The organism is Streptomyces virginiae, from assembly GCF_000720455.1.
Classification (GTDB): domain Bacteria; phylum Actinomycetota; class Actinomycetes; order Streptomycetales; family Streptomycetaceae; genus Streptomyces; species Streptomyces virginiae.
Genome location: NZ_JOAK01000015.1, coordinates 96,152 through 121,721 on the forward strand (window position 1 = coordinate 96,152; position 25,570 = coordinate 121,721).

Sequence of the window (25,570 nt, forward strand, 5' to 3'; positions counted from 1 at the left end):
ATGCGGCTCGAATCCGGACAGGTGGCCGTCGTCACCGGAGCCGCCGGCGGCATCGGCCTCGCCATGGCCCGCCGCTTCGCCGCCGAGGGGCTGAGCGTCGTCCTCGCCGACGTCGAGGAGGCCGCCCTGCGCAAGGCCGCCGACGAACTCGCCGCGGACGGGGCCCGGGTCCTCGCCCGGACCGTCGACGTCAGCGACCGCGCATCCGTGCTCGCCCTCGCCGACGCGGCGTACGACGCCTTCGGCGCCGTCCACGTGCTCTGCAACAACGCGGGCGTCGGCTCCGGCGCCGAGGGCCGGATGTGGGAACACGAGCCCAACGACTGGAAGTGGGCCTTCTCGGTCAACGTGTGGGGCGTCTTCCACGGCATCCAGGCCTTCGTCCCCCGCATGATCGCCGGCGGCGCCCCCGGCCACGTCGTCAACACCTCCTCCGGCGACGGCGGCATCGCCCCGCTGCCCACCGCCTCCGTGTACGCCGTCACCAAGGCCGCCGTGGTCACCATGACCGAGTCCCTCTACGCCCACCTCAAGGCGGAGGGCGCCGCCGTCGGAGCCTCCGTGCTCTTCCCCGGCCCGCACATGCTGCGCACCGGATTGTGGGAGTCCCACCGCAACCGGCCCGAGCGGTACGCCAAGCAGCGCCCGCGCAGGACCCCGTACCGCAGCCTCGACCAGTACGAGGCCGCCATGAAGCAGGCCGGCCACGAGGTGCACTTCACCCCGGTCGAGGAGGTCGCCGAGCACGTCGTCGACGGCATCCGCGCCGGCCGTTTCTGGATGCTGCCCCCGAGCGAGCACAGCGACCGGCAGATCCGCGCCCGGTCGCAGTCGATGCTCGACCGCGCCAACCCCGCCTACCTGGAGAGCTTCATCCTCGACTGAGGAGCGTCCGCAATGAGCGACACACCGTACGAAGACCCGTACCTGATCATTTCCTCCGACTGCCACGCGGGCCTGCCCACCGAGCTGTACCGCCCCTACCTCGACTCCCGCTTCCACCCGCAGTTCGACGAGTTCCTCGGCCAGCGCGACGCCCGCCGCGCGGAGGCCACCCGCCTGGGCGTGCGCAACGAGGCCTTCGCCGAGAAGTGGTTCCACGATCACGAGGAGGGCCTGCGGGGAGGCTGGGACGCGGGCCAGCGGCTGAAGGAGCTCGACGGCGACGGCGTCGCCGCCGAGGTCGTCTTCCCCGACGCGGACGCCGTCGACAGCCAGACCGCGGCCCCCTTCGGGGTGGGGCTCGGGCTCTCCGGCGACCAGGACCCCGAGCTCGGCATGGCGGGCGCGCAGGCGCACAACCGCTGGCTGGCCGAGTTCGTCTCGCAGAACCCCGAACGCCACTGCGGCGTCGCCCTCCTGCCCATCACTGGCGAGCCGTCGAAGGTCGTCGCCGAGATCCACCGGGCCAAGGAGTCCGGGCTGGGCGCGCTGATGATCCCCGCCATGTGGGTGGACAAGGCGCCCTACCACGACCGACGCTACGACCCCGTCTGGGCGGCGGCCGCCGAGACGCGGATGCCGATCGTCACCCACTCCGGGTCCTCACCGCGCCACGAGTACGGCGACCACCTGGGCATCTTCGTCTCCGAGGTCACCTGGTGGCCGGCCCGTCCGCTGTGGTTCCTGCTCTGGTCGGGGGTGTTCGAGCGGCACCCGGGCCTGAGGTTCGGGGTCGCCGAGTCGGGCTGCTGGTGGCTGCCGAACCAGCTGTGGTTCATGGACCGGCTCTACCTCGGCGCGCACGGCGGCAAGAAGCTCTCGCCGTTCGAGGAGCTGAAGCGGCCGCCCAGCGAGTACCTGGACCGCCAGGTCTTCGTCTGCGCGACGAACACCAAGCGGCGCGAACTGGCCCAGCGCTACGAGATCGGCGTGGACAACATCCTGTGGGGCTCGGACTTCCCGCACCCCGAGGGCACCTGGCCGGACACCCGCAACTGGCTGCGCAAGACCTTCCACGACATCCCGGTCGACGAGACCCGGCGGATGCTCGGGCTCGCCGCGGCGGAGGTCTTCGGCTTCGACACGGAGGAACTGGCCCCGGTCGCCCGCCGGATCGGCCCCACCCCGGCCGAACTGGGCCAGTCCCCGGACCAGGCGGCGGTGGCGGCCTCCTGGGCACGCTCGCGCGAGGTGGGCCGCCACTGGCTGACCGACCACGACTTCCCCGTCCTGGGGGTGTCGCGGTGACCGGCGACGACCGCTACACGGTGATCTCGGCGGACTGCCACGCGGGCGCCGACCTCCTGGACTACAAGCCGTACCTGGAGAGGCGGTACCACGACGAGTTCGACGCCTGGGCCGCCACGTACGTGAACCCGTACGAGGACCTCCTCGCGGACACCGCGGACCGCAACTGGAACTCGGCGCGGCGCCTGGCGGAACTGGAGGCGGACGGCATCGTCGCCGAGGTCGTCTTCCCCAACACCATCCCGCCGTTCTTCCCCAAGGCCTCCCTGATGGCGCAGCCGCCGACGGCCGCCGAGTACGAGATGCGGTGGGCCGGCCTCCAGGCCCACAACCGCTGGCTGGCGGACTTCTGCGCGGACGCCCCCGGCCGGCGGGCGGGCGTCGCGCAGATCCTGCTGAACGACGTGGACGCGGCGGTGCGGGAGATCCGCCGCGTCAGGGAGGCCGGCCTGACGGGCGGGATCCTGCTGCCCGGCGTACCGCCCGGCTCGACGGTCCCCGAGCTGTACTCGGCCGCCTACGACCCCGTCTGGGCGGTGTGCGACGAGCTCGACGTCCCGGTCAACCACCACGGCGGCTCGGCGTCGCCGCCGCTCGGCGACGAGCCGGCAGCCCGGGCCGTCTTCATGGTGGAGACCACCTGGTTCTCGCACCGCGCCCTGTGGCACCTCGTGTTCGGCGGGGCGTTCCGCCGCCATCCCGGCCTCAAGCTGGTCCTCACGGAGCAGGGCTCCGGCTGGATCCCGGGCGTGTTGGAGATGCTGGACTACTACCACGGCCGTCTGGTCGCGGCGTCGGCCACGGCCGAGTCCAAGTTCGGGGCGGGCCTCGCCGAGGCGATGGGCAAGGGCCCCAGCGAGGTCTGGCGGGACAACTGCTTCGTGGGAGCGAGCTTCATGCGCCCCCACGAGGTCCCGCTGCGGGACCGGATCGGCCTCGACAAGATCATGTGGGGCAGCGACTACCCCCACGACGAGGGCACCACCCCGTACTCCCGCGAAGGCCTGCGCATCGCCTACGCGGGCCTGGCGCGGGACGAGATCGCGGCGATGGTCGGCGGCAACGCGGCCCGCGTCTACGGCTTCGACCTCCCCCTCCTGGACGCCCTGGCGGCCAAGCACGGCCCGCTGGTGTCGGAGATCGCCGAACCCCTGACCCAGATCCCGCCCGAGGCCACCAGCCCGGCCTTCGCCAAGGGCGGCTCGGTCCGGGTCTGGTAGCCGTGCACCTCCGCCGGGGCGGCTCAGTTCCACCGAGTCAGCCGCTCCGGCGGGATGGCTTCGATCCCGTTGAGCACCACGTCGCCGTACACCTCGATCGAGATCTGCTCCGCCCTCGCCAGCGGGGTGAGGTCCACGCAACCGCTGCGTTGGTTGAATACGAGGCGGCGGAGGTGCGGCAGGGAGCTGAGCGGCGCCAGGGAGTCCACGACAGCACACTGGTTCAGCGACAGGTCGGTGACGTGGTCGAATCGGGTCAGCAGAGCCGGTTCGATCGCTGCCTCGGTGATGTCAAGGTTGGTCACCGGCAAGTGGGGATGGTGCGCGGCAAGTTCCTGTACCCGCTCGTCGCCGCTGATTGCGAGGGAACGGAGTTCCTGCCAGCGTTCCAAACCGACGAGGGGAATGTCGCGGGCGGTCAGGCCCAAGGACAGCGACTGCAAACCGTCGCTGACCGGCAGAGTGCCGACCCGGTCCACCGGGGCCCGGTAGCCCAAGTGCAGTGAATCGAGGGGGAGCATTTGCAGCGAACCCAGAGGCAGCCCGTCCTGGAGGCCGAAAAGGCTCAGATTGTGCAGCGGAAGGTCTGCGAGCGGACCCAAGTCGCCGATGGCCGGGCACATGGACAGGCCGAGGAACTGAAGTCGGTCGAGCCGGCGCAGAGGGGCGAGATCCGTCAGTGTTTCGTTGCGGAAGACGAAAAGCCACTCCAGGTCGCTGCGGCTCGCGAGTATGTCGGCGAGGCCCGGCGCCCAGTGGAGGTTGACCCGCTTGAGGTGAGTGAGCCGGGCGAGCCATGCGGCCTGCTCGGCCGTGTTCACCAGCAGGCTCGCATTGCCCAGGTCGGCGCTGCTGAGCACGACCTCGGCGTATTCCGCAGTATCGAAGCGCCCCCAGCTTTCGCCTAGGGCGTGGGACACACGGAGCCGTGTGTCCGACCGGAACCTGGTGATGACCTTCATGGCCGCGGAACCACCGATCCCGGCTGCGGTGAGGATAACCGCCTCGGCCGCATGGGCGTCCAAATCGCCGCTGCCGGGCAGCAGTTCCAGGACGATTTCCCCCGCCTTGGCCAGTGACTCGGCCTGGCGGCGGTTGCGCGGCGGCAGCAATTCCGCAGTACGGGACTGAATGTCGGCGCGGATCACAGGGTCCAGCTCCGGGGCGTGTTCCAGACAGGCAGCGGCCAGCAGGATCAGACGGCTGCGGGTGCCCTTGACCTTGTCCGCGCGTTTCAGCAGGCCGCGCAGGATGCGGGTACGTTCGTCCGGGCGGGCATGACCCACGGCCATTCGGACGACATCGTCCCACGTGTCGTCGTGCGCGTTCTTCACCAGGACACCGAAGTCGCGGGCTTCCACTGCGGCCTTCGCAGCCAGGTAGTCCTGAAAGGTGCGGTGGACGAAGACGACCGTGCCCGGAGCCGGCTCCAGGAGCAGGCCGCTGCGGATCAGGAGATGGGTGAAGACCGGGTCGGCGCCTCCCTGAGCCCGTACCTGGGGCATCGAGTCCAGCCACCCGCCCACCAACTCGACGGCTTCGTCCCGGCCCGCCTCCAACTGCCCGTTGCGGATCAGCCAGTACGCGAGCCGCTGGAGCAGCGCGATCTGCTCCTCCCGGGTGAGGTAGACCCCCTCGACCCCGCAGATCTCCCGCTCCGTGTCCCGCCGGACCAGCAGCATGTCCAGTGCCGCGTCGTACAGTTCCTTGCGCGCCCGGGGGAGCTGCATGCGCCGGTCCTGGTTGAGGGCGCAGAGCAGGGCGCACATCAGTGGGTTCGTCGCCAGTCGGGCCAGGTCCCGTCGGGAGGCGACCGCCTCCAGCAGTGAGGCCTCGTACGCGTCCACCTCCTGCCCCTGCGCCCGCGCGGCCGCGTGCCAATGCTCCACGAAGGCCCGGATGTCGCGCTGTTCCATCGGCAGCATCGAGTGGGTGGCGAACCCGAGGCCCGCGAGCCAGTCCTCCGGGACGGCAGAGGGGCGGGTCGTCACCACGTAACGGGCCTTCGGGAAGGCGGAGACGAGCGAGCGCAGCCAGGTCTCCGTGCGGGCGCGCAGCCGCTGCGGGACCTCGTCCACGCCGTCCACCAGGACCAGCGCCCGGCCGCTCAGCATGAGGTCGTCGACCCAGCCCGGCGGGGCGGACAGCGGTACGCCGCCCGCGCGCAGGAAGTCCTCCGGCAGGGGCAGGTCGCCCGATGCGGTGAAGGAGCGCAGGCGCAGCACGAACGGCACGCACGTGCTCCACGGTCCGTCGCTCTGCCGGGCCGCATTGAGGGCCAGCCATTGCACCAGGGTGGATTTCCCCGAGCCCGCCGGACCGCGCAGCAGGACCCGATCGGCGGAGGCGAGGGCCTGCTCGGCCCGGACCTGGGTCCGGTGCACCGCCGGTTCGCCCGGCAGGAGCTGCTCCGTGCCGCTGACCGACAGGCTGATGTACGCCACGTCCAGCGGCCAGTCCTGGCGGGAGCGGCTGAGGGTGAGGCCGAAGAGCTGGAGGCGGCCGTGGGTCGCGGCGATGTACTGCGCGTAACGCTCCTCGAAGGCGTACGACGTCCCGTCCCCGGCGGCACCGAGCCGGTCCACCGCACGGGCCAGCTCCCCCGTCCGCCGGACCAGTTCCACGTCCGTCCGGGCGGCGAAGCCCGGCAGGGTCGTCAGGTACTCCACCGTGTGCTCGCAGCACAGCCGGACCAGCCGCCCGTACAGGGCCTCGGCCGCACCGCCCAGGCCGGGTGGGGCCGGCGGCAGTGTCGCCGCCAGGGCCGTCGGGTCCAGGTCCGCCGCGAAGAGGGCCTCCGCGTCCAGTGGGCCCAGCGCGGCGAAGGCGTCGCCGACCGCGGCAACCGCCGCCAGCCGTTCGTGTTCGGGGAGGCGGGCAGTGGCCTCGGTCATGCGGGCCGCGAGGGCCTCGGCCAGGCGGCGGACCTCCGGCTCGGCCAGTTCCGTCGGCGGCCGGCGCCAGCGCGGGACCGGGCGGGCGGGGTCCGCCGTCAGGCCCGCCCCCGGGGCCCGGGACAGCAGGGACCTGACCAGGGCGCTCGCCGCCGTGCCCGCCACGCGTAACAGAACCGTCTCGAATCCCGTCATTCCCCGCCCTCCCCGAACCGTCGGTAACCTCGATGGATACCGATCGGTAACAACCTCTAGCGGCACCCCCGAAGGCGCCTCTATGGTGCGGACATGCCGAACCTGCCCGATGTCGTGCTGTGGTCCATACCCGCCTTCGTGCTGCTCACCGTCATCGAGCTGGTGAGCTACCGCCTCCATCCCGACGAGGACGCGGAGGGCTACGACTCCAAGGACGCCGTCACCAGCATCAGCATGGGGCTCGGCAGCATCGGCTTCGACCTGCTCTGGAAGATCCCGGTGGTCGCGGTCTTCACCGCCGTCTACGAACTCACCCCGCTGCGGGTGCCGTTGCTGTGGTGGACCATCCCGCTGATGCTGCTCGCCCAGGACTTCCTCTATTACTGGCAGCACCGCGGCCACCACGTCATCCGCATCCTGTGGGCCTGCCACGTGGTCCACCACAGCAGCCGGAAGTTCAACCTCACCACCGCCCTGCGCCAGCCCTGGACCAGTGCCACGACCTACTGGTTCTACCTGCCGATGGTGGCCGTCGGGGTGCACCCGGCCGTGATCCCGTTCTGCTACGGCATCAACCTGCTCTACCAGTTCTGGGTCCACACCGAGCGCATCGGGAAGCTTCCCCGCGCCTACGAGTACGTCTTCAACACCCCGTCCCACCACCGCGTGCACCACGCGTCCCAGGGCGGCTACCTCGACCGCAACTACGGCGGCATCCTGATCATCTGGGACCGGATGTTCGGCTCCTGGGTGGGGGAGACCGACAAGCCCGTGTACGGGCTCACCAAGAACATCAACACCTACAACCCGCTGCGCGTCGCCACCCACGAGTACGCCGCCATCGCCCGGGACGTCCGCGCCGCCCGGAGCTGGAGCGAGCGGGCCGGCCGGGTCTTCCGCGGCCCGGGCTGGCAGCCCGCCCCCACTGCGGAGGCCGCGCCCGCCACCGCCACCGCAGCAGCCGTCCCCGCGCCCGCCACCGCGCCCGTCACCCCCGCCGCCGACCCGGCCGTACAGGAGACCCACGCGTGAGCACCGAGTCCCCCGGCCGCCCCGCACCCTCCTGGGCCGCCCCGCGGGCGGCGGCCGGGCGGGCGCGCCTCGGCCGCCTCGCCCTCTACGGCTTCGCCGCCGCCACCGCCGTCGACCTCGGGTCGCTGCTGGCCGGCTGGCACCTCGGGCACGTCATCGCCAAGCCGCTGCTGATGCCGCTGCTCGTCGCCTACGCGATCACGCGCGGCGCGCCCCGCCTGCTGGTCGCCGCCCTGCTGTTCGGCTGGGGCGGGGACCTGGCCCTGCTCTTCGACGCCGAGGCCGCCTTCCTGGTCGGCATGGGCTCCTTCGCCGTCGGACACGTCTGCTACCTCGTCCTCTTCGGCAAGCGGCCCGCGAACCCCCTGCTCGGGGGCGCCTACGCCCTGGCCCTCCTCGGGACCGTCGCCCTGCTGTGGGCCGATCTGCCCGCGGACCTGCGGATCCCCGTGGCCGGCTACAGCCTGCTGCTCACCGCCATGGCCTTCCGCTCCAGCGCCCTCGGCCTGCGGGCCGGCATCGGCGGCGCGCTGTTCCTGCTGTCCGACACCCTCATCGCCACCGGCGTCGCCGAGTGGCCGCAGCTGCCCCGCCCGGACTTCTGGATCATGGCCACCTACCTGGCCGCCCAGTACCTGCTGGCCACTGGCGCGACCTCCCGGGAAGCAGGCGTACGGTAGGACGGTTCCACAGTCGTACAAGACTGAACGATCTCGAACCGGAGGACTGCACCACCATGCGCGCCACCGTCATCCACGCCCCGCACGACATACGCGTGGAGGAGGTGCCCGACGCTGCGATCCAGCGCCCCGAGGACGCCGTCGTCCGCGTCCTGCGTGCCTGCATCTGCGGCAGCGACCTGTGGGCCTACCGCGGCGAGGCCGCGCGCCAGCCCGGCCAGCGCATCGGCCACGAGTTCCTGGGCGTCGTCGAGGAGACCGGCTCCGCCGTCTCCGGGCTGCGCGCGGGCGACCTCGTGGTCGCGCCCTTCATGTGGTCGGACGGCACCTGCGAGTACTGCACCGAGGGCCTGTACACCTCCTGCGACCACGGCGGCTTCTGGGGCTCGGTCGGCCACGACGGCGGCCAGGGCGAGGCCGTGCGCGTCCCGCACGCCGACGGGACGCTGGTGAAGCTGCCCGCCGAGGCCGTCTCCGACGACCACCTGCTGACCGGCCTGCTCGCCCTCTCCGACGTCATGGGCACCGGGCACCACGCCGCGCTGGGCGCGGGCGTGCGCGAGGGCTCCACGGTCGCCGTGGTCGGCGACGGCGCGGTCGGCCTGTGCGGAGTGCTCGCCGCCAAGCGCCTCGGCGCCGAGCGGATCATCGCGCTGGGCCGCCACACCGTCCGTACGGACATCGCCAGGCTCTTCGGGGCCACCGACGTCGTCGCCGAGCGCGGCGAGGCCGCCGAGGCGGCCGTGCGCGAGCTCACCGGCGGCCGCGGCGCGCACTGCGTCATCGAGGCGGTCGGCACCGAGCAGTCCATGCGCACGGCGGTCGGCATCACCCGTGACGGCGGGGCCATCGGCTACGTCGGCGTCCCGCACGGCAGCGGCACCGGCCTCGACCTCGGCGTCATGTTCGACCGCAACATCACCCTGCGCGGCGGTGTGGCACCGGTCCGCGCCTACATCCCGGAGCTGCTGCAGGACGTCCTCGGCGGCGTGATCGACCCGGCGCCCGTCTTCGACCGCGCCGTGTCCCTGGACGAGGTCCCGGACGGCTACCGCGCGATGGACGACCGCAGTGCGCTCAAGGTGCTGATCAAGCCCTGACCCGGCCGCGGTGACGGACGGGCCGGGCGGGGGTGCTCCCCGCCCGGCCCGTCCGCACGCGGTTCGGTCCTACTTCACGGCCTTGAGGGCGTCCACGACGCCGTAGCCGTAGTAGCCCGTCTGCCCCCACTTGGCCTGGCAGGTGGTGGCGTCGACCAGGGTGCCCGCGGCGTCGTAGATCTGCGTCGGGCAGGCCGCCTTGGTGGACTGCGCCTTCAGCATCGCCTGGAGCTGCGAGGGCGTGGCCCCCGGGTGGGCGCTCTTGAGCAGCGCCGCGACGCCCGCGACGTGCGGGGCGGCCATCGAGGTGCCCTGCTTGTACCCGTAGCCCCCGCCCGGGACGGTCGACAGCACGCGCCCGTTGGCGTCCGGCGTGGCCGGGACCTGCCACTTGTCGCCGCCGGGGGCCGCGACGTCCACGACCCCGAGGCCGTAGCTGGAGTAGTACGAGCGCAGGCCCTTGTCGCCGGTCGCGGAGACGGTGACCACGCCCGGCAGCTGCGTGGGCAGGTCCAGGCAGACCTTCGGGTCGATGGTGCGCGTCACCGGGGTGGTGTCGTTCGGGCTGGTGGTGTCCTCCAGGGAGTCGGCCGCCAGGTCCTGGTTGGAGTTGCCGGCGGACGCCACGTGCAGGGTGCCCTTGCGCTCCGCGTACTTGGTGGCCCGGCCGATGGCCTCCACCAGCGCCTTCTGGTCGTCGTCGGTCTTGCAGTTGAAGAGCCACGGGTCGACGTAGTAGCTGTTGTTGGTCACCTCGATCCCCTTCTCGGCGGCGAACATGAAGCCGCAGACGACCGCCTCGGTGTAGAAGAGGCTGGTCCCGGGCTCGCTCACCTTGATCGCGGCGATCTTCACGCCGGGCGCCACACCGCTGATGCCGACGCCGTTGCGCGGGGCGCCGATGGTGCCGGCGACGTGCGTGCCGTGGTCGCTGCCGTCGGGGTACGGGCGCCAGGCGCCGTCGGTGGTGTCGGCGACCCCGCCGACGCAGTTGGCCGACTGGCCCTTGGAGAAGTTCGGGGCGAGATCGGGGTGGGTGTCGTCCACACCCGTGTCGATGATGCCCACCGTGACGTCCTGGCTGCCATCGTTGATCTTGTGAGCCTCGTCGGCCCTGATCGTCCGCAGGTCCCACTGGTTGGGTTCGAGCGGCTCCTGACCCTCCTGGGCACGCGCCGCCGCCTTGGCCGCGTCCGCCTCGCTCAGCAGCTGGGTCGCGCCCTCGTCGGTGGTCTGCACCGCCTGCATCGGGGCCGTCCGGGTGGCGCCGACGGACACGAACAGCCCACGCTGGGCGCGCAGCTGCTTGGCGAAGTCCGGGTTCTGGGAGTGTGCGACGACGACCCCGATCTGCTCATAGGCCGTCACCACCGTTCCGCCGGCCCGCTCGACGGCCTTCTTCGCCGCCTTCATCGTGGCGTAGGCGTTCAGGTTCGCCACGTACGACAGCTTGGGGCCGGTGGTCGCCGCCTTCGGCGCCGTCGCCGCGTCCGCGGTGGTGCCCAGCGGGGCGGCGGAGGCCGACACCGAGGGCAGCAGGGCGAGCGAGGCGGTGAGCGCCAGGCCGACCGGTACGGCCAGGGCGCGCCGGCGGACGGATCCCAGATGAGCCATGGGTTCTCCAGATCATCGTGAAAAAGCCGTCCGCACGCGGTCGCGTCGGACGGGTCCATGACAAGTGAACCTAGTGCCGCCGTTCCCTTCTCCGCCATCAGTTCGAGAAATCAGTTTCCGAAGAATCCACGGGTGTTGAACCGTCCCGACACGCCGGCCGTGCCGTTGACAGAGGGGGGTCAGCGCCATCGACCCCGCCACACGGAGGTTGTTTTGTCCGTCGTCCCCACCGCACCTGCGTCACAAGGAGATTCCCCCGTGACCACCGAAGCAGCGCCGCCTCCGGGCAGCACGGGAACGCCCCTGGCGGGCCCCACGGCCGAAGAGTTCGTGAGCGTCCAGCAGAGCCCCGAGTTCGCCGAACTCCGCCGCTCCTACCGCTCCTTCGCCTTCCCGCTCACCGTGGCCTTCATCGCCTGGTACCTGCTCTACGTCCTGCTGTCCAACTACGCGGGCGGCTTCATGGGGACCAAGGTCTTCGGCAACATCAACGTCGCCCTCGTGCTCGGCCTCGCCCAGTTCGCGACGACCTTCCTCATCGCCTGGCTGTACGCGCGCCACGCCGCGGCCAAGCTCGACCCCAGGGCGGCGGCCATCAAGGCGCGGATGGAGGCCTCCGAATGAGCCGCACGCACCACCTGACGACGCTCGCCTCCGGCGCCTCCGAGCACCGCCCGCTCATCATCACGCTCTTCGGGCTGTTCGTCGTCGCCACCCTGATCATCACGGTCTGGGCCGGTCGCCAGACCAAGGACGCCGCGGACTTCTACGCGGGCGGCCGCCAGTTCACCGGCTTCCAGAACGGCCTCGCCATCTCCGGCGACTACATGTCCGCCGCGTCCTTCCTCGGCATCGCCGGAGCCATCGCCCTCTTCGGCTACGACGGCTTCCTCTACTCCATCGGCTTCCTCGTGGCCTGGCTGGTGGCCCTGCTGCTCGTCGCCGAGCCGCTGCGCAACTCCGGCCGCTACACGATGGGCGACGTCCTCGCGTACCGGATGCGCCAGCGGCCCGTCCGCACCGCCGCCGGAACCTCCACCATCGTGGTCTCGATCTTCTACCTCCTCGCCCAGATGGCCGGGGCCGGCGTCCTGGTCTCGCTGCTCCTGGGCATCACCAGCGACGGCGGCAAGGTGGCGGTCGTCGCCCTCGTCGGCGTCCTGATGATCGTCTACGTGACCATCGGCGGCATGAAGGGCACCACCTGGGTCCAGATGATCAAGGCGGTCCTGCTGATCGCGGGCGCCCTGCTGATCACCTTCCTGGTGCTGGTGAAGTTCGACTTCAACGTCTCCGACCTGCTGGGCAAGGCCGCCGAGAACAGCGGACAGGGAGCCAAGTTCCTCGAACCGGGCCTCAAGTACGGCAAGGACTCCACCTCGAAGCTGGACTTCCTCTCCCTCGGCCTCGCCCTGGTCCTCGGCACCGCCGGCCTCCCGCACATCCTGATCCGCTTCTACACCGTGCCCACCGCGAAGGCCGCCCGTAAGTCCGTGAACTGGGCCATCGGCATCATCGGCGCCTTCTACCTCATGACCATCGCCCTCGGCTTCGGGGCCGCGGCCCTGCTGGAGCGCGCGGACATCCTGGCCTCCAACAAGGCAGGCAACACCGCCGCGCCCCTGCTCGCCCAGGCGGTCGGCGGCGGCGCGGACTCCACCGGCGGCGCCGTCCTGCTCGCCGTGATCTCCGCGGTCGCCTTCGCCACCATCCTCGCCGTCGTCGCCGGCCTCACCCTCGCCTCCTCCTCGTCCTTCGCCCACGACCTGTACGTGAACGTGATCCGCAAGGGCAAGGCCACCGAGCAGGAGGAGGTGCGGGCCGCCCGCTGGTCCACGGTCGTCATCGGCGCCGTCGCCATCGGCCTGGGCGCGCTGGCCCGCGACCTGAACGTCGCCGGACTCGTCGCGCTGGCCTTCGCGGTCGCCGCCTCCGCCAACCTGCCGACGATCCTCTACAGCCTCTTCTGGAAGCGCTTCAACACCCAGGGGGCGCTCTGGTCCATCTACGGCGGACTGATCTCGGCGGTCGGCCTGGTGCTGTTCTCCCCGGTCGTGTCCGGCAAGCCGACCTCGATGTTCAAGGACGCGGACTTCTTCTGGTTCCCGCTGGAGAACCCGGGCATCATCTCGATCCCCCTCGGCTTCCTCCTGGGATGGCTGGGAACCGTCCTCACCAAGGAGAAGGCCGACCCGCAGAAGTTCGCCGAGCTGGAGGTGCGCTCCCTCACCGGAACAGGGGCGCACTGACATCGTCCGAACACCCAGCGTGGCCGTGTCGTAGGGACCTACGACACGGCCACGTCACGTCTCGTTCATTCGGGCATCACAGAACGACACACGCGTCCCGTAGTCTCGAAATAGAACGCGTGAAGTAGCTCCAATGTCGCGCGTATGTCTACTTCCGGACAGGGGAGGGGGCCCACAGTGCTTCTCGACACCTATGGCCGCGTGGCCACTGACCTGCGCGTCTCGCTCACCGACCGGTGCAACCTGCGCTGCACCTACTGCATGCCCGAAGAGGGCCTGCAATGGCTCGGCAAGTCCGATCTGCTGACCGACGAGGAGATCGTCCGGCTGATCCGCATCGCCGTCACGCAGCTCGGCATCACCGAGGTCCGCTTCACCGGCGGAGAACCACTGCTCCGGCCCGGCCTGGTCGGGATCGTCGAGGAGTGCGCGGCGCTGGAACCCCGCCCCAAGATGTCGCTCACCACCAACGGCATCGGCCTCAAGCGCACCGCCCAGGCCCTGAAGGCCGCCGGCCTGGACCGGGTGAACGTCTCCCTGGACACCCTGCGCCCCGAGGTCTTCAAGACCCTCACCCGCCGCGACCGGCACAAGGACGTCATCGACGGCATGGCCGCGGCCCGCGAGGCCGGCCTGACCCCCGTCAAGGTCAACGCCGTCCTCATGCCCGGACTCAACGATGACGAGGCCCCCGACCTGCTGGCCTGGGCCGTCGAGAACGAGTACGAGCTGCGCTTCATCGAGCAGATGCCCCTCGACGCCCAGCACGGCTGGAAGCGCGACGGCATGATCACCGCGGGCGACATCCTGGAATCGCTGCGCACGCGCTTCATGCTCACCGAGGAGGGCGCCGACGAGCGCGGCTCCGCCCCGGCCGAGCGCTGGGTCGTCGACGGCGGCCCCGCCACCGTCGGCGTCATCGCCTCCGTCACCCGCCCGTTCTGCGGCGCCTGCGACCGCACCCGGCTCACGGCCGACGGCCAGATCCGTACGTGCCTGTTCGCCACCGAGGAGTCGGACCTGCGCTCCGCCCTGCGCTCGGGCGCCCCGGACGAGGAGATCGCCCGCCTGTGGAAGGTGGCGATGTGGGGCAAGAAGGCCGGCTCCGGCCTCGACGACCCGTCGTTCCTGCAGCCCGAGCGCCCCATGTCCGCGATCGGCGGCTGACCCGCACCGGCTGACCCGCCGGCTGGTCCGTGGCGGCCGGTCCGTGCCGGCCGGTCCGCACCCGCGGACCGGCCGCCGCGCCGGATCAGCGCCGGCGCTCCGAGCCCTCGGGCTGCACCCACTCCTCCAGCTTCACGACGTCCTTGAGGAAACCGCGGACGCCCAGGAACTGGGAGAGGTGCTCGCGGTGCTCCTCGCACGCCAGCCACGTCTTGCGCCGCTCCGGCGTGTGCAGCGTCGGGTTGTTCCACGCGAGGACCCAGACGGCCGCGTCACGGCAGCCCTTGGCCGAGCAGGTGGGGATTTCGTCGGGAGTGGGGGAGTCGGAGGAAGTCACGATCTCACCCTAGGGGTCTCTCGAACGGAAAGGCGACGCCGAGCAGCCACGGGGGGAGCTGCCCGGCGTCGGTCCGTCGCTCCGACGGGGGATGCGGAGCGCGTGAGCAGTATGTCACGCAGGACCCGGTGCAGTGCACCGGAACTTCATGATTGATCTGAGCTTTTCTTGAGGTTTCCCGCGTCCAGGGCCGGCCGGACCGGAGCCGGGATGAAATGCGAGGGCAGCGACGGAGTCGACTCGCGCCCCGCGTTGGCGATGACCACGGCCACGTAGGGCAGCAGGGCGCCCGCGACGAGCGTCACGACGGCCACGGGGCGGGACACGTTCCACAACAGCACGGTCGCGATGACCGACAGGGTCCTGACCGTCATCGAGATCACGTAGCGGCGCTGGCGGCCCCGCACGTCCTCGGCGAGTCCCATCCGGGCGCCGGTGATCCGGAAGACCTCGGCCCCGTTCCGCTTCTGTCGGTTCACCCGTTCCACGTCCTACCACCCGATCGCCGGCCGGGCGTTCCCCGGCCCGGACCCCTCCACGGTACGCGGCCCCCTCCGCCACGGGTACAGGGGGACCCCGGACGGCGCCGCCCGAAATGCGCGCTGTGCCGGACGGGCCGACACTGGGCCCACGTGCGCACACCGCGCCAGGAGGAGGCTGGACATGAGCTGGTTGTGGGCGATCGTCGTCGGTTTCGTGCTGGGGCTGATAGCCAAGGCCATCCTGCCGGGCAAACAGCACCAGCCCCTGTGGCTGACCACGCTGATGGGCATCATCGGCAGCGTCCTCGGCAACGCCGTCGCCGCCTGGATCGGGGTCGCCGACACCCGCGGCATCGACTGGACCCGCCACCTGCTGCAGCTCGCGGGAGCGGTCCTCTTCGTCTTCCTCGGCGAGATGGCCTACAAGGCGATGCGCGGAGGCAGCCGCCAGATGACCTAGGTGCGTGTCACCCCCCGGCGCATGACGGAGGGGCCGGCCGGACCGTGAAGTCCGAACCGGCCCCTCCGCCGTGTGCCGTACGGGTCCGACGCGCCCCGGGACGCGTCAGGCGCCGGTGACCTCGACCGCCGCCAGGTTCTTCTTGCCCCGGCGCAGGACGAGCCAGCGCCCGTGCAGCAGGTCCTCCGCGGCGGGGACCGCGTCCTCGGCGGTGACCTTCGCGTTGTTCACGTAGGCACCGCCCTCCTTCACGGTCCGGCGCCCGGCCGACTTGCTCGCGACCAGACCCGTCTCCGCGAAGAGGTCCACCACCAGGGCAAGCTCCGACACCTTGGCGTGCGGCAGCTCCGACAGGGCCGCGGCCAGCGTGGCCGCGTCCAGCTCCGCCAGGTCGCCCTGGCCGAAGAGCGCCCGCGACGCGGCGATCACGGCGGCGCACTGGTCGGCGCCGTGCACCAGCGTGGTCAGCTCCTCCGCCAGCGCCCGCTGGGCGGCACGCGCCTGCGGCCGCTCGGCGGTCTGCGCCTCCAGCTCCTCCAGCTCCTCACGGGACTTGAAGGAGAGGATCCGCATGTAGGTGGAGATGTCCCGGTCGTCCACGTTCAGCCAGAACTGGTAGAACGCGTACGGGGTGGTCATCTCCGGGTCCAGCCAGACGGCCCCGCCCTCGGTCTTGCCGAACTTGGTGCCGTCCGCCTTGACCATCAGCGGGGTCGCCATCGCGTGGACGTGCGCGTCCGGCTCGACGCGGTGGATCAGGTCCAGGCCGGCCGTCAGGTTGCCCCACTGGTCCGAGCCGCCCTGCTGGAGGGTGCAGCCGTGGCGCCGGTACAGCTCCAGGAAGTCCATGCCCTGGAGCAGCTGGTAGCTGAACTCCGTGTAGCTGATGCCCTGGTCCGACTCCAGCCGCTTGGCGACCGAGTCCTTCGTCAGCATCTTGTTGACGCGGAAGTGCTTGCCGATGTCCCGCAGGAACTCGATGGCGGACATGCCCGCCGTCCAGTCCAGGTTGTTGACCAGGACCGCGGCGTTCTCGCCCTCGAAGGACAGGAACGGCTCGATCTGCGAGCGCAGCCGGTTCACCCACTCCGCGATGACCGCGGGGTCGTTCAGGGTGCGCTCGGCGGTCGGACGGGGGTCACCGATCTGACCGGTGGCCCCGCCGACCAGCGCGAGCGGCCGGTTGCCCGCCAGCTGCAGCCGCCGCATCGTGAGCACCTGCACCAGGTGGCCGACGTGCAGCGAGGCGGCGGTCGGGTCGTAGCCGCAATAGAACGTGACCGGACCGTCCGCGAAGGCCTTGCGCAGCGCTTCTTCGTCGGTGGACTGGGCGAAGAGCCCGCGCCACTTCAGTTCGTCGACGATGTCCGTCACGGTCTCTCGACTCCTTACGTTTTGTGGAAATGCCGCGCTCAGTCTAGGTGGGTCAGACGCCCTTGCTCACCGAACTCATGTTGAAGTCCGGGATGCGGACAGCCGGCATCGCCGCCCGCGTGAACCAGTCGCTCCACTCGCGCGGCAGGGTCTTCTCCGTGCGGCCCGCCTCGGAGGCCCGCGACAGCAGGTCCACGGGGGACTCGTTGAAGCGGAAGTTGTTCACCTCGCCCACGACCTGCCCGTTCTCCACCAGGTAGACCCCGTCCCGGGTCAGGCCCGTCAGCAGCAGCGTGGCCGGGTCCACCTCGCGGATGTACCACAGGCAGGTCAGCAGCAGGCCCCGCTCGGTGTCCGCGACCATCTCGTCGAGGGACTTCTCGCCGCCGCCGTCCAGGATCAGGTTCCCGAAGCCGGGGGAGACCGGCAGGCCGGTCAGGCCGGCCGTGTGCCGGGTCGTCGAGAGCCGGGCCAGCTCGCCGTCCCGGATCCACTCGGTCGCCGGGACCGGCAGGCCGTTGTCGAAGGCCGAGACGTCGTCGCCGGAGCTGTGGGCGATGACGAACGGCGCGGACTCCAGGCCCGGCGCGTTCGGGTCGCTGCGCAGCGTCAGCGGCAGGTCGGTCAGCCTCTCGCCGAGCCGGGTGCCGCCGCCGGGCTTGGAGAAGACCGTACGGCCCTCCACCGCGTCCCGGGCCGACGCCGACCACATCTGGTAGATCAGCAGGTCGGCCACGGCCGTCGGCGGCAGCAGCGTCTCGTAGCGCCCGGCGGGCAGGTCGATCTTCCGCTCCGCCCAGCCCAGCCGTACGGCGAGCTCCGCGTCGAGCACGGTCGGGTCCACGTCCTTGAAGTCCCGGGTGGAGCGGCCGGCCCAGGCCGAACGCTGGCGGTCCGGGGACTTCGCGTTGAGCTCCAGGGTGCCGTTGGGCTGGTCGTGGCGCAGCCGAAGCCCCGTCGAGGTGCCGACGTACGTGGAGACCAGCTCGTGGTTGGCGAAGCCGTACAGCTCCCGCCCGCCCGCGCGGGCCCGGGCGAAGGCCTCGCCGAGGGCCGGGGCGAAGTCCGCGAACACGGCGGAGGTGGTCTCGGCCGGGGCGTCGGTGAAGTCCGGCGACACCGGGGTCCCGGTGACCAGCGGCTGGGCGTCCTCGGCGGGGCCGGCGCCCCGGGCGGCCGCCTCGGCAGCGCGTACGAGGGGCTCCAGGTCCTCGGCGGTGACGGCGGAACGCGACACGACCCCCGAGGCCGTGCCCTCCTTGCCGTCGACCGTGGCGATGACGGTCAGGGTCCGGCCACGGGTGACGCCGTTGGTCGTCAGGGCGTTGCCGGCCCAGCGCAGGTTGGCGCTCGACTCCTCGTCCGCGATGACGACGCATCCGTCGGCGGTGGACAGCTCCAGGGCCCGCTCGACGATCTCGTGCGGCTTGGTCGATCGGCTCATCGGCCGGCCTCCTGCGTGGTGTTCAAGATGTTCACGTCGCGGAACAGCGCGGACGGGCAGCCGTGCGAGACCGCCGCGACCTGGCCCGGCTGGGCCTTGCCACAGTTGAAGGCGCCACCGAGGACGTAGGTCTGCGGACCGCCGACCTTCTCCATCGAGCCCCAGAAGTCCGTGGTGGTGGCCTGGTAGGCGACGTCGCGCAACTGCCCGGCCAGCCGGCCGTTCTCGATCCGGAAGAACCGCTGCCCGGTGAACTGGAAGTTGTAGCGCTGCATGTCGATCGACCACGAGCGGTCGCCGACCACGAAGATGCCGCGCTCCACGCCGCCGATCAGGTCCTCGGTCGACAGCCCGCCGGGATCCGGCTGGAGGGACACGTTCGCCATCCGCTGGACCGGCACGTGCCCGGGGGAGTCGGCGAAGGCGCAGCCGTTGGACCGGCCGAGGCCGGTCAGCTTCGCGATCCGCCGGTCCAGCTGGTAGCCGACCAGGGTGCCGTCCTTGACCAGGTCCCAGCTCTGCGCCTGGACGCCCTCGTCGTCGAAGCCCACGGTGGCCAGCCCGTGCTCGGCGGTCCGGTCGCCCGTCACGTTCATGATCGGGGAGCCGTACCTGAGCTTGCCCAGCTGGTCGAAGGTGGCGAAGGAGGTCCCCGCGTACGCCGCCTCGTAGCCCAGCGCCCGGTCGAGCTCGGTGGCGTGGCCGATGGACTCGTGGATGGTGAGCCACAGGTTGGACGGGTCCACCACCAGGTCGTAGCGCCCGGCCTGCACGCTCGGCGCCCGCATCTTCTCGGCGAGCAGGCCCGGGATCTCCTCCAGCTCGGCGTTCCAGTCCCAGCCGGTGCCCGTCAGGTACTCCCAGCCGCGGCCCGCGGGCGGGGCGATGGTGCGCATCGAGTCGAACTCGCCGGTGGTGCCGTTGACGGCGACCGCCGTGAGCTGCGGGTGGATCCGGACCCGCTGCTGCGTGGTCGTGGTGCCCGCGGTGTCGGCGTAGAACTTGTTCTCGTGCACGGCGAGCAGCGATGCGTCCACGTGCGCGACGCCGTCGGCCGCCAGCAGCCGGGAGCTCCAGTCGGCGAGCAGCGCCGCCTTCTCGGTGTCCGGCACCTCGAAGGGGTTCACCTCGTAGGAGGAGATCCACGTCCTGTCCGCGTGCACCGGCTCGTCGGCGAGCTCCACGCGCTCGTCCGAACCGGCGGCCTTGATCACCTGGGCGGACAGCTTCGCCATGGCCACGGCCTGCGAGGCCACCTTGGCGGCGCCGTCCATGGTCAGGTCCACGCCGGAGGCGAACCCCCAGCTGCCCCCGTGCACGACCCGGACCGCGTAGCCGAGGTCGGTGGTGTCGGACCCGCCGGAGGGCTTGGCGTCGCGCAGCCGCCACGAGGCGCTGCGGATCCGCTCCAGCCGGAAGTCGGCATGGTCGGCGCCCAGCGCGCGGGCCCGGGCGAGCGCCGCGTCGGCGAGCGCCCGCAGGGGCAGCGCGGTGAAGGCCGCGTCGATGGAATGGGGCACGGAAGTCCTCCCGGGGTCGGGGACGGTCGCCCCGATCATGTCGCGATCGGGGCCCTTGTGCCTACATCTTTCTGTAGGGACTCGACAGAGCCCGCTGCGAGGCCCTGTCGGGGCTCGATTCTCCGTACGAGCGATGCGACCTATAGGTTTTCGGTATTCAGACCGCTAGCGAAAGGGTGATCCGTTGAGCCGCTCGGTTCTCGTCACCGGAGGAAACCGGGGCATCGGCCTCGCCATCGCCCGAGCCTTCGCGGAGGCCGGCGACAAGGTCGCGATCACGTACCGGTCGGGTGAGCCGCCGCAGGCCCTCACCGAGCTCGGTGTCCTGGCGGTGCGGTGCGACATCACCGACTCCGAGCAGGTGGAGCAGGCCTACAAGCAGATCGAGGACGCGCACGGCGCCGTCGAGGTGCTCGTGGCCAACGCCGGCATCACCAAGGACACCCTGCTGATGCGCATGTCCGAGGAGGACTTCTCCTCGGTGCTCGACACCAACCTCACGGGCACCTTCCGGGTGGTCAAGCGCGCGAACCGCGGCATGCTCCGTGCCAAGAAGGGCCGCGTCGTCCTGATCTCCTCGGTCGTCGGCCTCATGGGGTCGGCGGGGCAGGCCAACTACGCCGCCTCCAAGGCCGCGCTGGTCGGCTTCGCCCGCTCGCTCGCCCGCGAGCTGGGCTCCCGCAACATCACCTTCAACGTCGTCGCGCCCGGATTCGTGGACACCGACATGACGAAGGTCCTCACCGACGAGCAGCGCGCGGGCATCGTGGCGCAGGTGCCGCTGGCCCGCTACGCGCAGCCCGAGGAGATCGCGGCAGCCGTCCGCTTCCTGGCGTCCGACGACGCCGCGTACATCACCGGAGCCGTCATTCCCGTTGACGGCGGATTGGGCATGGGTCACTGATCACCATGAGCGGAATTCTCGAGGGCAAGCGCATCCTCATCACGGGTGTGCTGATGGAGTCCTCCATCGCCTTCCACACGGCCAGGCTGGCCCAGGAGCAGGGCGCCGAGGTCATCCTCACCGCGTGGCCGCGTCCGTCGCTGACGGAGCGCATCGCGAAGAAGCTGCCCAAGCCGGTCAAGGTGATCGAGCTCGACGTCAGCAACGACGAGCACCTGGCCCGCCTGGAGGGCCTCGTCCGTGAGGAGCTCGGCGGCCTCGACGGCGTCGTGCACTCCATCGGCTTCGCGCCGCAGGACGCCCTCGGCGGCAACTTCCTGAACACGCCGTTCGAGTCGGTCGCCACCGCCATGCACGTCTCGGCGTTCTCGCTGAAGTCGCTGACCATGGCCTGCAAGCCGCTCTTCCCGGCGGAGGGCGCGGCCGTCGTCGGCCTCACCTTCGACGCGCAGTTCGCCTGGCCGCAGTACGACTGGATGGGCCCGGCCAAGGCCGCGCTGGAGGCCACCAGCCGCTACCTCGCCCGCGACCTGGGCAAGGAGAAGATCCGCTGCAACCTGGTCTCGGCCGGTCCGATCGGCTCCATGGCCGCGAAGTCCATCCCGGGCTTCGGCGAGCTGGCCGAGGTCTGGAACACCCGCTCCATGCTGGAGTGGGACATGAGCGACCCGGAGCCGGCGGGCAAGGGCGTCGTCGCCCTGCTGTCGGACTGGTTCCCGAAGACCACCGGCGAGATCGTCCACGTGGACGGCGGCGTGCACGCGATGGGCGCCTGACCCCCGGTCAGGACCCCGTGTCCGTACGGCGGCGGGGCCGGGGCGGCGCGGGAGCAGGGGGTCCGCGGGGGCGGCTTCGCTCGCATGTTCACCGGCTGACCGGATCTTCCCGAGTCGAAAACCGGGACGGATGCCTGCAAACTGGCCAGGTCGGGATCTTCCCGGCTCCGGCGGGGAGGAGGCAGGAGTGCGCACCAGGCCGAGCCGAGCGGTATCGATACTGGTCACATCGGTGATCGTGACCGGACTCCTGATCCCGGCCGTCGCCGCGCAGCCCTCCGGAGAAGAGGCCGCCCCCGGCCCCGAGGTGGCGGCCCCGGCCGTAGTGGAGTTCTCCGACATCCCCGCCGAACCCCCCGTGCAGCCCTCGCCGCCCGCCACCCGTGACCTCTTCGGCGCCGACTGCGCCACCTCGATCGAGGGCTCCCAGGTGACCGCGCACTGCCACAACGCCTACCCGGAGACCGACCTGGTGAGCCTGCACGTGGAGTGCGACCGCTGGTGGGACCTGGACGGCGACGGCGCGGCCGTGGCCGTGGGCCCGGCCGGCCGGACCGAGCTCACAGGCCGCTGCTGGAAGGAAGTCCGCGCGGCCTGGGTCAGCCACCGACGGGCGTGACCGGGGCCCCCTGCGCGTCCTTGCCGCCCCTGCCGTCCTTGCCCTCCCCGCATTTCCCGCCGCCCTTGCCGCCCTTGCCGTCCTTGCCGTGCTCGTCGTCCCTGCCGAGACAGACGAAGGGGTAGCCCGAGGCCTCCGAGGCCGCCGCGTCCCCGTCCCCGCGCCGGATCGCCTCGATCAGCCGGGCGTGGTCGACATGGGCGGCGGGATCCAGCACGGTGCCCACGTCGGCCCGCAGCCAGTCGGCCACCAGTTCGCCGAGGTCCGCGTACAGCTCGATCAGCACGTCGTTGTGCGAGGCCGTCACCACCGCCATGTGCAGGCTCACGTCCGCCGCGACGAAGACCTCGGCGTCCCCGCCCGCCCAGGCCTCCTCGCGGCGCGCCAGCAGGGCGTCCAGCTGGACCAGGTCCCGCTCCGTGCGCCGCTCGGCCGCCAGCCGGGCCGCCGAGGACTCCAGCGTGGAGCGCAGCTCGGCGATGTGCCTCGGCTCGGCCCCGGCGAAGCGCCGGTGCATGACCCCGGCCAGCTCGCTGGTCGCGATGACGTACGTGCCCGAGCCCTGCCGGATGTCGAGGAGGCCGTTGTGCGCCAGGGCCCGCACCGCCTCGCGCACGGTGTTGCGGGCGACGCCCATCAGCTCCACCAGCTCCGGCTCGGTGGGGATGCGCGAGCCGACCGGCCACTCGCCGGAGGTGATCTGGTTGCGCAGCTGGGCGATCACCTGATCGACGAGCGCGGAGCGCCGGGGCGAGGTCAGCGGCATGGGTTCCTCTCACGTGCGGAATGCGACTGGACAACCAATCATCCCATGATTCTATGATGGTTCAATGTCCGACGAAGAAACCAAGACGCTCGACCGGCCCGCCGCAGACCGCGCCACGCTGACCACCCCGCACGCGACGGCACGGCCGACCTGGCTCGGCCCGGTGCTCATCGTCGGAATCGTGCTGGCCGCCCTCAACCTCCGCCCCGCCATCACCAGCCTCGGCGCCCTCTTCGAGGAGACCCGCACCGGCCTGGGCATGAGCGGCACGGTCGCCGGACTGATCACCTCCGTCCCGGCCCTGTGCTTCGCCGTCTTCGGCGTCACCGCACCCCGGCTCTCCCGCCGCTTCGGCCCGGTCGCCGTCGTCTGCGCCGGCATGGCCGCCGTCGCCGCCGGACTGCTGATCCGCCCCTTCGCCGACGGCGCCGCGGGCTTCCTCGCCGCCAGCGCCCTGTCCCTGGCCGGCATAGCGCTCACCAACGTCCTGCTCCCGGTGATCGTCAAGCGCTACTTCCCGGACCGGGTCGGCACCATGACCGGCCTCTACTCCATGGCCCTGGCCGCCGGCACCTCGCTCGCCGCCGCCGCGACCGTCCCGCTGACCGACGCCCTCGGCGGCAGCTGGCGCACCGGCCTGCTGATGTGGGCCTCCCTCGCCGTCGTCGCCGTCCTGCTGTGGCTGCCCATCGCCCGCGCCGCCCGGCGCGCCGACCGGGCCGCCGCCGGGCCGGGCGCGAGCGCCGCCGTACGGACCGACGCGGGCCCGCGGGTCGCCCGTAGCCGTACCGCCTGGGCCCTGGCCTGCTACTTCGGCCTCCAGGCCACGGGCGCGTACATCACCATGGGCTGGCTCCCGCAGATCTTCCGCGACGCCGGCGTCTCCGCCTCCACCGCCGGTGTGCTCCTCGCCGTCACCATGGTCATGGGCGTCCCGCTCGCCTTCGTCATCCCGGGCCTGGCCGGCCGCATGCGGAACCAGGGGGCCATCGCCGTCACCCTCGGCGTCTTCGGCCTCACCGGCTACCTCGGGCTCTACTTCGCCCCCGCCGCCGGAGCCTGGGCCTGGGCACTCCTGCTCGGCGTCTCCAACTGCGCCTTCCCCCTCGTCATCACCATGATCGGGCTGCGCGCCAAGTCCCCGGCCGGCGTGGTCAAGCTCTCCGCCTTCGCCCAGAGCACCGGCTACCTCATCTCCATCCCCGGCCCGCTCGTCATCGGCACCCTCTACCAGCACAGCGGCGGCTGGGACCTGCCGCTCGCCCTGATGGCGGGCCTGCTCGTGCCGCAGATCGCCCTCGGCGTCCTGGCGGGACGGGACCGCACGATCGAGGACGAATGCGGCGTGCGAGACTGACCGCATGTCGCCCGTACTCGAACCGAACCCCCAGGACGGCCGCAAGAAGCTCGGCCTCGTCCTCGGCGCCTTCCTCGGCATCACCGTGATCATCTCCGTCATCGCGACGATCGCCTCGCCCTGACGCCGGCCGCCTCCCCGGTGACCGCCTCCCCGGTGACCGCCTCCCCGGGGGTGGGGATATCCCCACCGACCCCTAGGGGGTCAGGCTCAGGGTGAAGTGGGGTGTGCCCCGGATGGGAACCGCCGTCCCGGATCCATAGATTCGTAGGCAGCGAGCCAGTCCGGTCCACACACCCACGGAGGCGGCCATGTCGGCCCCCACGCACACACGGTCCCTCCCGTCCGCCCGCCGGGCGAGCGCCACCACCGCGGCGAGCACCCGGCTGCACTGGTGGGCCCTGGCCCTGCCCGCACTCGCCTTCGGCCTGCTCCTGCTGCTCCTCGCCGGCTCCGGCGAGGCCCACGCGGCCACCGGCGAGGTCTCCGGTCTCGTCCAGGTCGCCGAACAACTCCTGCGCGCCGTCGGCTGACCCCCGAGCGCCCCTCACCACCTGGGACGAGCCCCCTCAACACCCTGCGCCCCATGGCCCGTTTCATGCGAAGCTGGGAGCCATGAGCGCAGACACACCCCGCAGGATCGCCCTCCTCCGGCACGCCAAGGCCGACTGGCCCGAGGTGTCCGACCACGACCGTCCGCTGGCGGAGCGGGGCCGCAAGGACGCGCCGGCCGTCGGTCTGAAGCTCGCCGAGACCGGCATCGCCTTCGACCTGGCCCTCTGCTCCACCGCGGCCCGCACCCGCGAGACCTGGAAGCTCGCCGTCCAGGAGATGCCGCACCGGCCGAAGACCCACTACGAGGAGCGGATCTACGACGCTTCGCCGGGCGAGCTCATCGCCCTGCTGAACGAGACCTCCGACGAGGTCCGCGACCTCCTCGTCATCGGCCACAACCCCGGCATGCACGCCCTCGCCGACGCCCTCTCCGGGCGCGCGGAGGGCGACACCCTGGCGCGGATGACCCGCACGGGTTTCCCGACCGCCGCGCTCGCCGTCGTCTCCTTTACCGGCTCGTGGAAGTCCCTGGAGCACGGGGTGGGCACCCTGCTGGACTACTGGACCCCCAAGGGCCACTGACCGGCGCCGCACGCGAAGGGGCCCCGGCGGCCGCACCGGCCGCCGGGGCCCAC

At 71.5% G+C, this 25,570-nt stretch carries 25 protein-coding genes; 17 read left to right on the forward strand and 8 right to left on the reverse strand.

Going from position 1 to position 25,570, the window contains the following annotated elements:
* The 3 genes from IG86_RS0122165 to IG86_RS0122175 are packed head-to-tail and all read left to right on the forward strand — an operon-like array spanning window position 1 to window position 3,410.
* Window positions 1–885 carry an SDR family NAD(P)-dependent oxidoreductase gene (locus IG86_RS0122165; protein WP_030898956.1) on the forward strand — a complete coding sequence of 295 codons (885 nt, stop codon included), beginning with the start codon at window positions 1–3 and terminating at the stop codon, window positions 883–885.
* Window positions 886–897: 12 nt separating this feature from the next.
* Window positions 898–2,190, forward strand: a complete 1,293-nt coding sequence (locus tag IG86_RS0122170; protein WP_030829559.1) for an amidohydrolase family protein — start codon at window positions 898–900, stop codon at window positions 2,188–2,190.
* Window positions 2,187–3,410 (forward strand): amidohydrolase family protein, encoded by a 1,224-nt coding sequence (locus IG86_RS0122175; RefSeq protein WP_030898960.1) that lies wholly within the window; start codon window positions 2,187–2,189, stop codon window positions 3,408–3,410. Before IG86_RS0122170 ends, IG86_RS0122175 begins: the two co-directional genes overlap by 4 nt.
* Window positions 3,411–3,433: 23 nt before the next feature.
* Here the strand turns inward: IG86_RS0122175 and IG86_RS0122180 are convergent, their stop codons facing one another.
* On the reverse strand, window positions 3,434–6,499 hold the full coding sequence (locus IG86_RS0122180; RefSeq protein ID WP_030898964.1) for an NACHT domain-containing protein: 3,066 nt from the start codon (window positions 6,497–6,499) through the stop codon (window positions 3,434–3,436).
* Window positions 6,500–6,592: 93 nt separating this feature from the next.
* Here IG86_RS0122180 and IG86_RS0122185 point away from each other — a divergent pair, with 93 nt between their 5' ends.
* Genes IG86_RS0122185 through IG86_RS0122195 form a run of 3 tightly spaced genes read left to right on the forward strand, consistent with a single transcriptional unit; the run spans window position 6,593 to window position 9,311 of the window.
* Window positions 6,593–7,531: a sterol desaturase family protein gene (locus IG86_RS0122185; RefSeq protein ID WP_030829550.1), complete on the forward strand. Its 939-nt coding sequence runs from the start codon at window positions 6,593–6,595 to the stop codon at window positions 7,529–7,531.
* Entirely contained in the window at window positions 7,528–8,211 is a 684-nt protein-coding gene (locus tag IG86_RS0122190; RefSeq protein ID WP_030829547.1) for a lysoplasmalogenase, read from the forward strand. Before IG86_RS0122185 ends, IG86_RS0122190 begins: the two co-directional genes overlap by 4 nt.
* Window positions 8,212–8,267: 56 nt before the next feature.
* Window positions 8,268–9,311: a zinc-dependent alcohol dehydrogenase family protein gene (locus IG86_RS0122195; protein WP_030829544.1), complete on the forward strand. Its 1,044-nt coding sequence runs from the start codon at window positions 8,268–8,270 to the stop codon at window positions 9,309–9,311.
* A gap of 69 nt (window positions 9,312–9,380) precedes the next feature.
* Here IG86_RS0122195 and IG86_RS0122200 read toward each other — a convergent pair whose 3' ends face one another.
* On the reverse strand, window positions 9,381–10,925 hold the full coding sequence (locus tag IG86_RS0122200) for a S8 family serine peptidase (protein WP_030829541.1): 1,545 nt from the start codon (window positions 10,923–10,925) through the stop codon (window positions 9,381–9,383).
* A gap of 258 nt (window positions 10,926–11,183) precedes the next feature.
* On the opposite strand from IG86_RS0122200, the gene IG86_RS0122205 reads away from it, so the two are divergent.
* From IG86_RS0122205 to moaA, 3 genes are all read left to right on the forward strand, one after another.
* The gene (locus IG86_RS0122205; protein ID WP_030829538.1) at window positions 11,184–11,549 is read left to right on the forward strand and encodes a DUF485 domain-containing protein; all 366 of its coding nucleotides are present in this window, start codon (window positions 11,184–11,186) and stop codon (window positions 11,547–11,549) included.
* On the forward strand, window positions 11,546–13,174 hold the full coding sequence (locus IG86_RS0122210) for a solute symporter family protein (protein WP_030898969.1): 1,629 nt from the start codon (window positions 11,546–11,548) through the stop codon (window positions 13,172–13,174). The genes IG86_RS0122205 and IG86_RS0122210 overlap by 4 nt, the downstream gene beginning before the upstream one ends.
* 177 nt (window positions 13,175–13,351) lie before the next feature.
* The gene (gene moaA / locus IG86_RS0122215) at window positions 13,352–14,341 is read left to right on the forward strand and encodes a GTP 3',8-cyclase MoaA (RefSeq protein ID WP_030898972.1); all 990 of its coding nucleotides are present in this window, start codon (window positions 13,352–13,354) and stop codon (window positions 14,339–14,341) included.
* A gap of 85 nt (window positions 14,342–14,426) precedes the next feature.
* On the opposite strand, the gene IG86_RS0122220 is transcribed toward moaA, so the two are convergent.
* Entirely contained in the window at window positions 14,427–14,678 is a 252-nt protein-coding gene (locus IG86_RS0122220; protein ID WP_030829529.1) for a hypothetical protein, read from the reverse strand.
* Window positions 14,679–14,824: 146 nt separating this feature from the next.
* The gene (locus IG86_RS0122225; protein ID WP_051785329.1) at window positions 14,825–15,103 is read right to left on the reverse strand and encodes a DUF3099 domain-containing protein; all 279 of its coding nucleotides are present in this window, start codon (window positions 15,101–15,103) and stop codon (window positions 14,825–14,827) included.
* Window positions 15,104–15,341: 238 nt separating this feature from the next.
* Between IG86_RS0122225 and IG86_RS0122230 the strand changes: the two genes are divergently transcribed.
* A complete protein-coding gene (locus IG86_RS0122230) occupies window positions 15,342–15,620 on the forward strand; it encodes a GlsB/YeaQ/YmgE family stress response membrane protein (RefSeq protein WP_030829524.1) in 279 nt (92 codons plus the stop codon).
* A gap of 105 nt (window positions 15,621–15,725) precedes the next feature.
* On the opposite strand, the gene tyrS is transcribed toward IG86_RS0122230, so the two are convergent.
* From tyrS to IG86_RS0122245, 3 genes are read right to left on the reverse strand one after another with little or no spacing between them, the layout of a single operon-like run.
* Window positions 15,726–16,994 (reverse strand): tyrosine--tRNA ligase, encoded by a 1,269-nt coding sequence (tyrS, locus tag IG86_RS0122235; RefSeq protein ID WP_030898977.1) that lies wholly within the window; start codon window positions 16,992–16,994, stop codon window positions 15,726–15,728.
* A 52-nt stretch (window positions 16,995–17,046) separates the two neighbouring features.
* On the reverse strand, window positions 17,047–18,438 hold the full coding sequence (locus IG86_RS0122240; RefSeq protein ID WP_030898980.1) for a metallopeptidase TldD-related protein: 1,392 nt from the start codon (window positions 18,436–18,438) through the stop codon (window positions 17,047–17,049).
* Entirely contained in the window at window positions 18,435–19,958 is a 1,524-nt protein-coding gene (locus IG86_RS0122245) for a TldD/PmbA family protein (protein ID WP_030898983.1), read from the reverse strand. Before IG86_RS0122245 ends, IG86_RS0122240 begins: the two co-directional genes overlap by 4 nt.
* Before the next feature lie 184 nt (window positions 19,959–20,142).
* Between IG86_RS0122245 and fabG the strand changes: the two genes are divergently transcribed.
* From fabG to IG86_RS40070, 3 genes are all read left to right on the forward strand, one after another.
* A complete protein-coding gene (fabG, locus tag IG86_RS0122250; protein ID WP_030829516.1) occupies window positions 20,143–20,862 on the forward strand; it encodes a 3-oxoacyl-[acyl-carrier-protein] reductase in 720 nt (239 codons plus the stop codon).
* Between the two features lie 5 nt (window positions 20,863–20,867).
* On the forward strand, window positions 20,868–21,638 hold the full coding sequence (fabI, locus tag IG86_RS0122255) for an enoyl-ACP reductase FabI (RefSeq protein ID WP_030829513.1): 771 nt from the start codon (window positions 20,868–20,870) through the stop codon (window positions 21,636–21,638).
* Between the two features lie 187 nt (window positions 21,639–21,825).
* The gene (locus IG86_RS40070; RefSeq protein ID WP_053679487.1) at window positions 21,826–22,257 is read left to right on the forward strand and encodes a hypothetical protein; all 432 of its coding nucleotides are present in this window, start codon (window positions 21,826–21,828) and stop codon (window positions 22,255–22,257) included.
* On the opposite strand, the gene IG86_RS0122265 is transcribed toward IG86_RS40070, so the two are convergent.
* Complete coding sequence (locus IG86_RS0122265) at window positions 22,238–23,023, reverse strand: FadR/GntR family transcriptional regulator (RefSeq protein WP_167751159.1); 786 nt, start codon at window positions 23,021–23,023, stop codon at window positions 22,238–22,240. The two genes, IG86_RS40070 and IG86_RS0122265, sit on opposite strands and share 20 nt — an antisense overlap.
* Window positions 23,024–23,087: 64 nt before the next feature.
* On the opposite strand from IG86_RS0122265, the gene IG86_RS0122270 reads away from it, so the two are divergent.
* From IG86_RS0122270 to IG86_RS0122285, 4 genes are all read left to right on the forward strand, one after another.
* Complete coding sequence (locus tag IG86_RS0122270) at window positions 23,088–24,380, forward strand: CynX/NimT family MFS transporter (protein ID WP_030829504.1); 1,293 nt, start codon at window positions 23,088–23,090, stop codon at window positions 24,378–24,380.
* 4 nt (window positions 24,381–24,384) lie between these two features.
* Window positions 24,385–24,504 (forward strand): SGM_5486 family transporter-associated protein, encoded by a 120-nt coding sequence (locus tag IG86_RS45085; protein ID WP_253910784.1) that lies wholly within the window; start codon window positions 24,385–24,387, stop codon window positions 24,502–24,504.
* Between the two features lie 187 nt (window positions 24,505–24,691).
* Window positions 24,692–24,913 (forward strand): hypothetical protein, encoded by a 222-nt coding sequence (locus tag IG86_RS0122280; RefSeq protein ID WP_030829501.1) that lies wholly within the window; start codon window positions 24,692–24,694, stop codon window positions 24,911–24,913.
* Window positions 24,914–24,995: 82 nt separating this feature from the next.
* Entirely contained in the window at window positions 24,996–25,517 is a 522-nt protein-coding gene (locus IG86_RS0122285; RefSeq protein ID WP_030829498.1) for a SixA phosphatase family protein, read from the forward strand.
* The last annotated feature ends 53 nt before the right edge of the window (window positions 25,518–25,570 follow it).

Bases quoted from the DNA above. Each gene is read 5' to 3' on its own strand.
- IG86_RS0122240 (WP_030898980.1), bottom strand. From the start codon at position 18,438: ATGAGCCGATCGACCAAGCCGCACGAGATCGTCGAGCGGGCCCTGGAG.
- IG86_RS0122185 (WP_030829550.1), top strand. From the start codon at position 6,593: ATGCCGAACCTGCCCGATGTCGTGCTGTGGTCCATACCCGCCTTCGTG.
- fabI (WP_030829513.1), top strand. From the start codon at position 20,868: ATGAGCGGAATTCTCGAGGGCAAGCGCATCCTCATCACGGGTGTGCTG.
- IG86_RS0122165 (WP_030898956.1), top strand. From the start codon at position 1: ATGCGGCTCGAATCCGGACAGGTGGCCGTCGTCACCGGAGCCGCCGGC.
- IG86_RS0122285 (WP_030829498.1), top strand. From the start codon at position 24,996: ATGAGCGCAGACACACCCCGCAGGATCGCCCTCCTCCGGCACGCCAAG.
- IG86_RS0122180 (WP_030898964.1), bottom strand. From the start codon at position 6,499: ATGACGGGATTCGAGACGGTTCTGTTACGCGTGGCGGGCACGGCGGCG.
- IG86_RS0122270 (WP_030829504.1), top strand. From the start codon at position 23,088: ATGTCCGACGAAGAAACCAAGACGCTCGACCGGCCCGCCGCAGACCGC.
- IG86_RS0122170 (WP_030829559.1), top strand. From the start codon at position 898: ATGAGCGACACACCGTACGAAGACCCGTACCTGATCATTTCCTCCGAC.
- IG86_RS0122230 (WP_030829524.1), top strand. From the start codon at position 15,342: ATGAGCTGGTTGTGGGCGATCGTCGTCGGTTTCGTGCTGGGGCTGATA.
- IG86_RS0122210 (WP_030898969.1), top strand. From the start codon at position 11,546: ATGAGCCGCACGCACCACCTGACGACGCTCGCCTCCGGCGCCTCCGAG.
- IG86_RS0122280 (WP_030829501.1), top strand. From the start codon at position 24,692: ATGTCGGCCCCCACGCACACACGGTCCCTCCCGTCCGCCCGCCGGGCG.
- IG86_RS45085 (WP_253910784.1), top strand. From the start codon at position 24,385: ATGTCGCCCGTACTCGAACCGAACCCCCAGGACGGCCGCAAGAAGCTC.
- IG86_RS0122195 (WP_030829544.1), top strand. From the start codon at position 8,268: ATGCGCGCCACCGTCATCCACGCCCCGCACGACATACGCGTGGAGGAG.
- IG86_RS0122265 (WP_167751159.1), bottom strand. From the start codon at position 23,023: ATGCCGCTGACCTCGCCCCGGCGCTCCGCGCTCGTCGATCAGGTGATC.
- IG86_RS0122200 (WP_030829541.1), bottom strand. From the start codon at position 10,925: ATGGCTCATCTGGGATCCGTCCGCCGGCGCGCCCTGGCCGTACCGGTC.
- IG86_RS0122225 (WP_051785329.1), bottom strand. From the start codon at position 15,103: ATGGGACTCGCCGAGGACGTGCGGGGCCGCCAGCGCCGCTACGTGATC.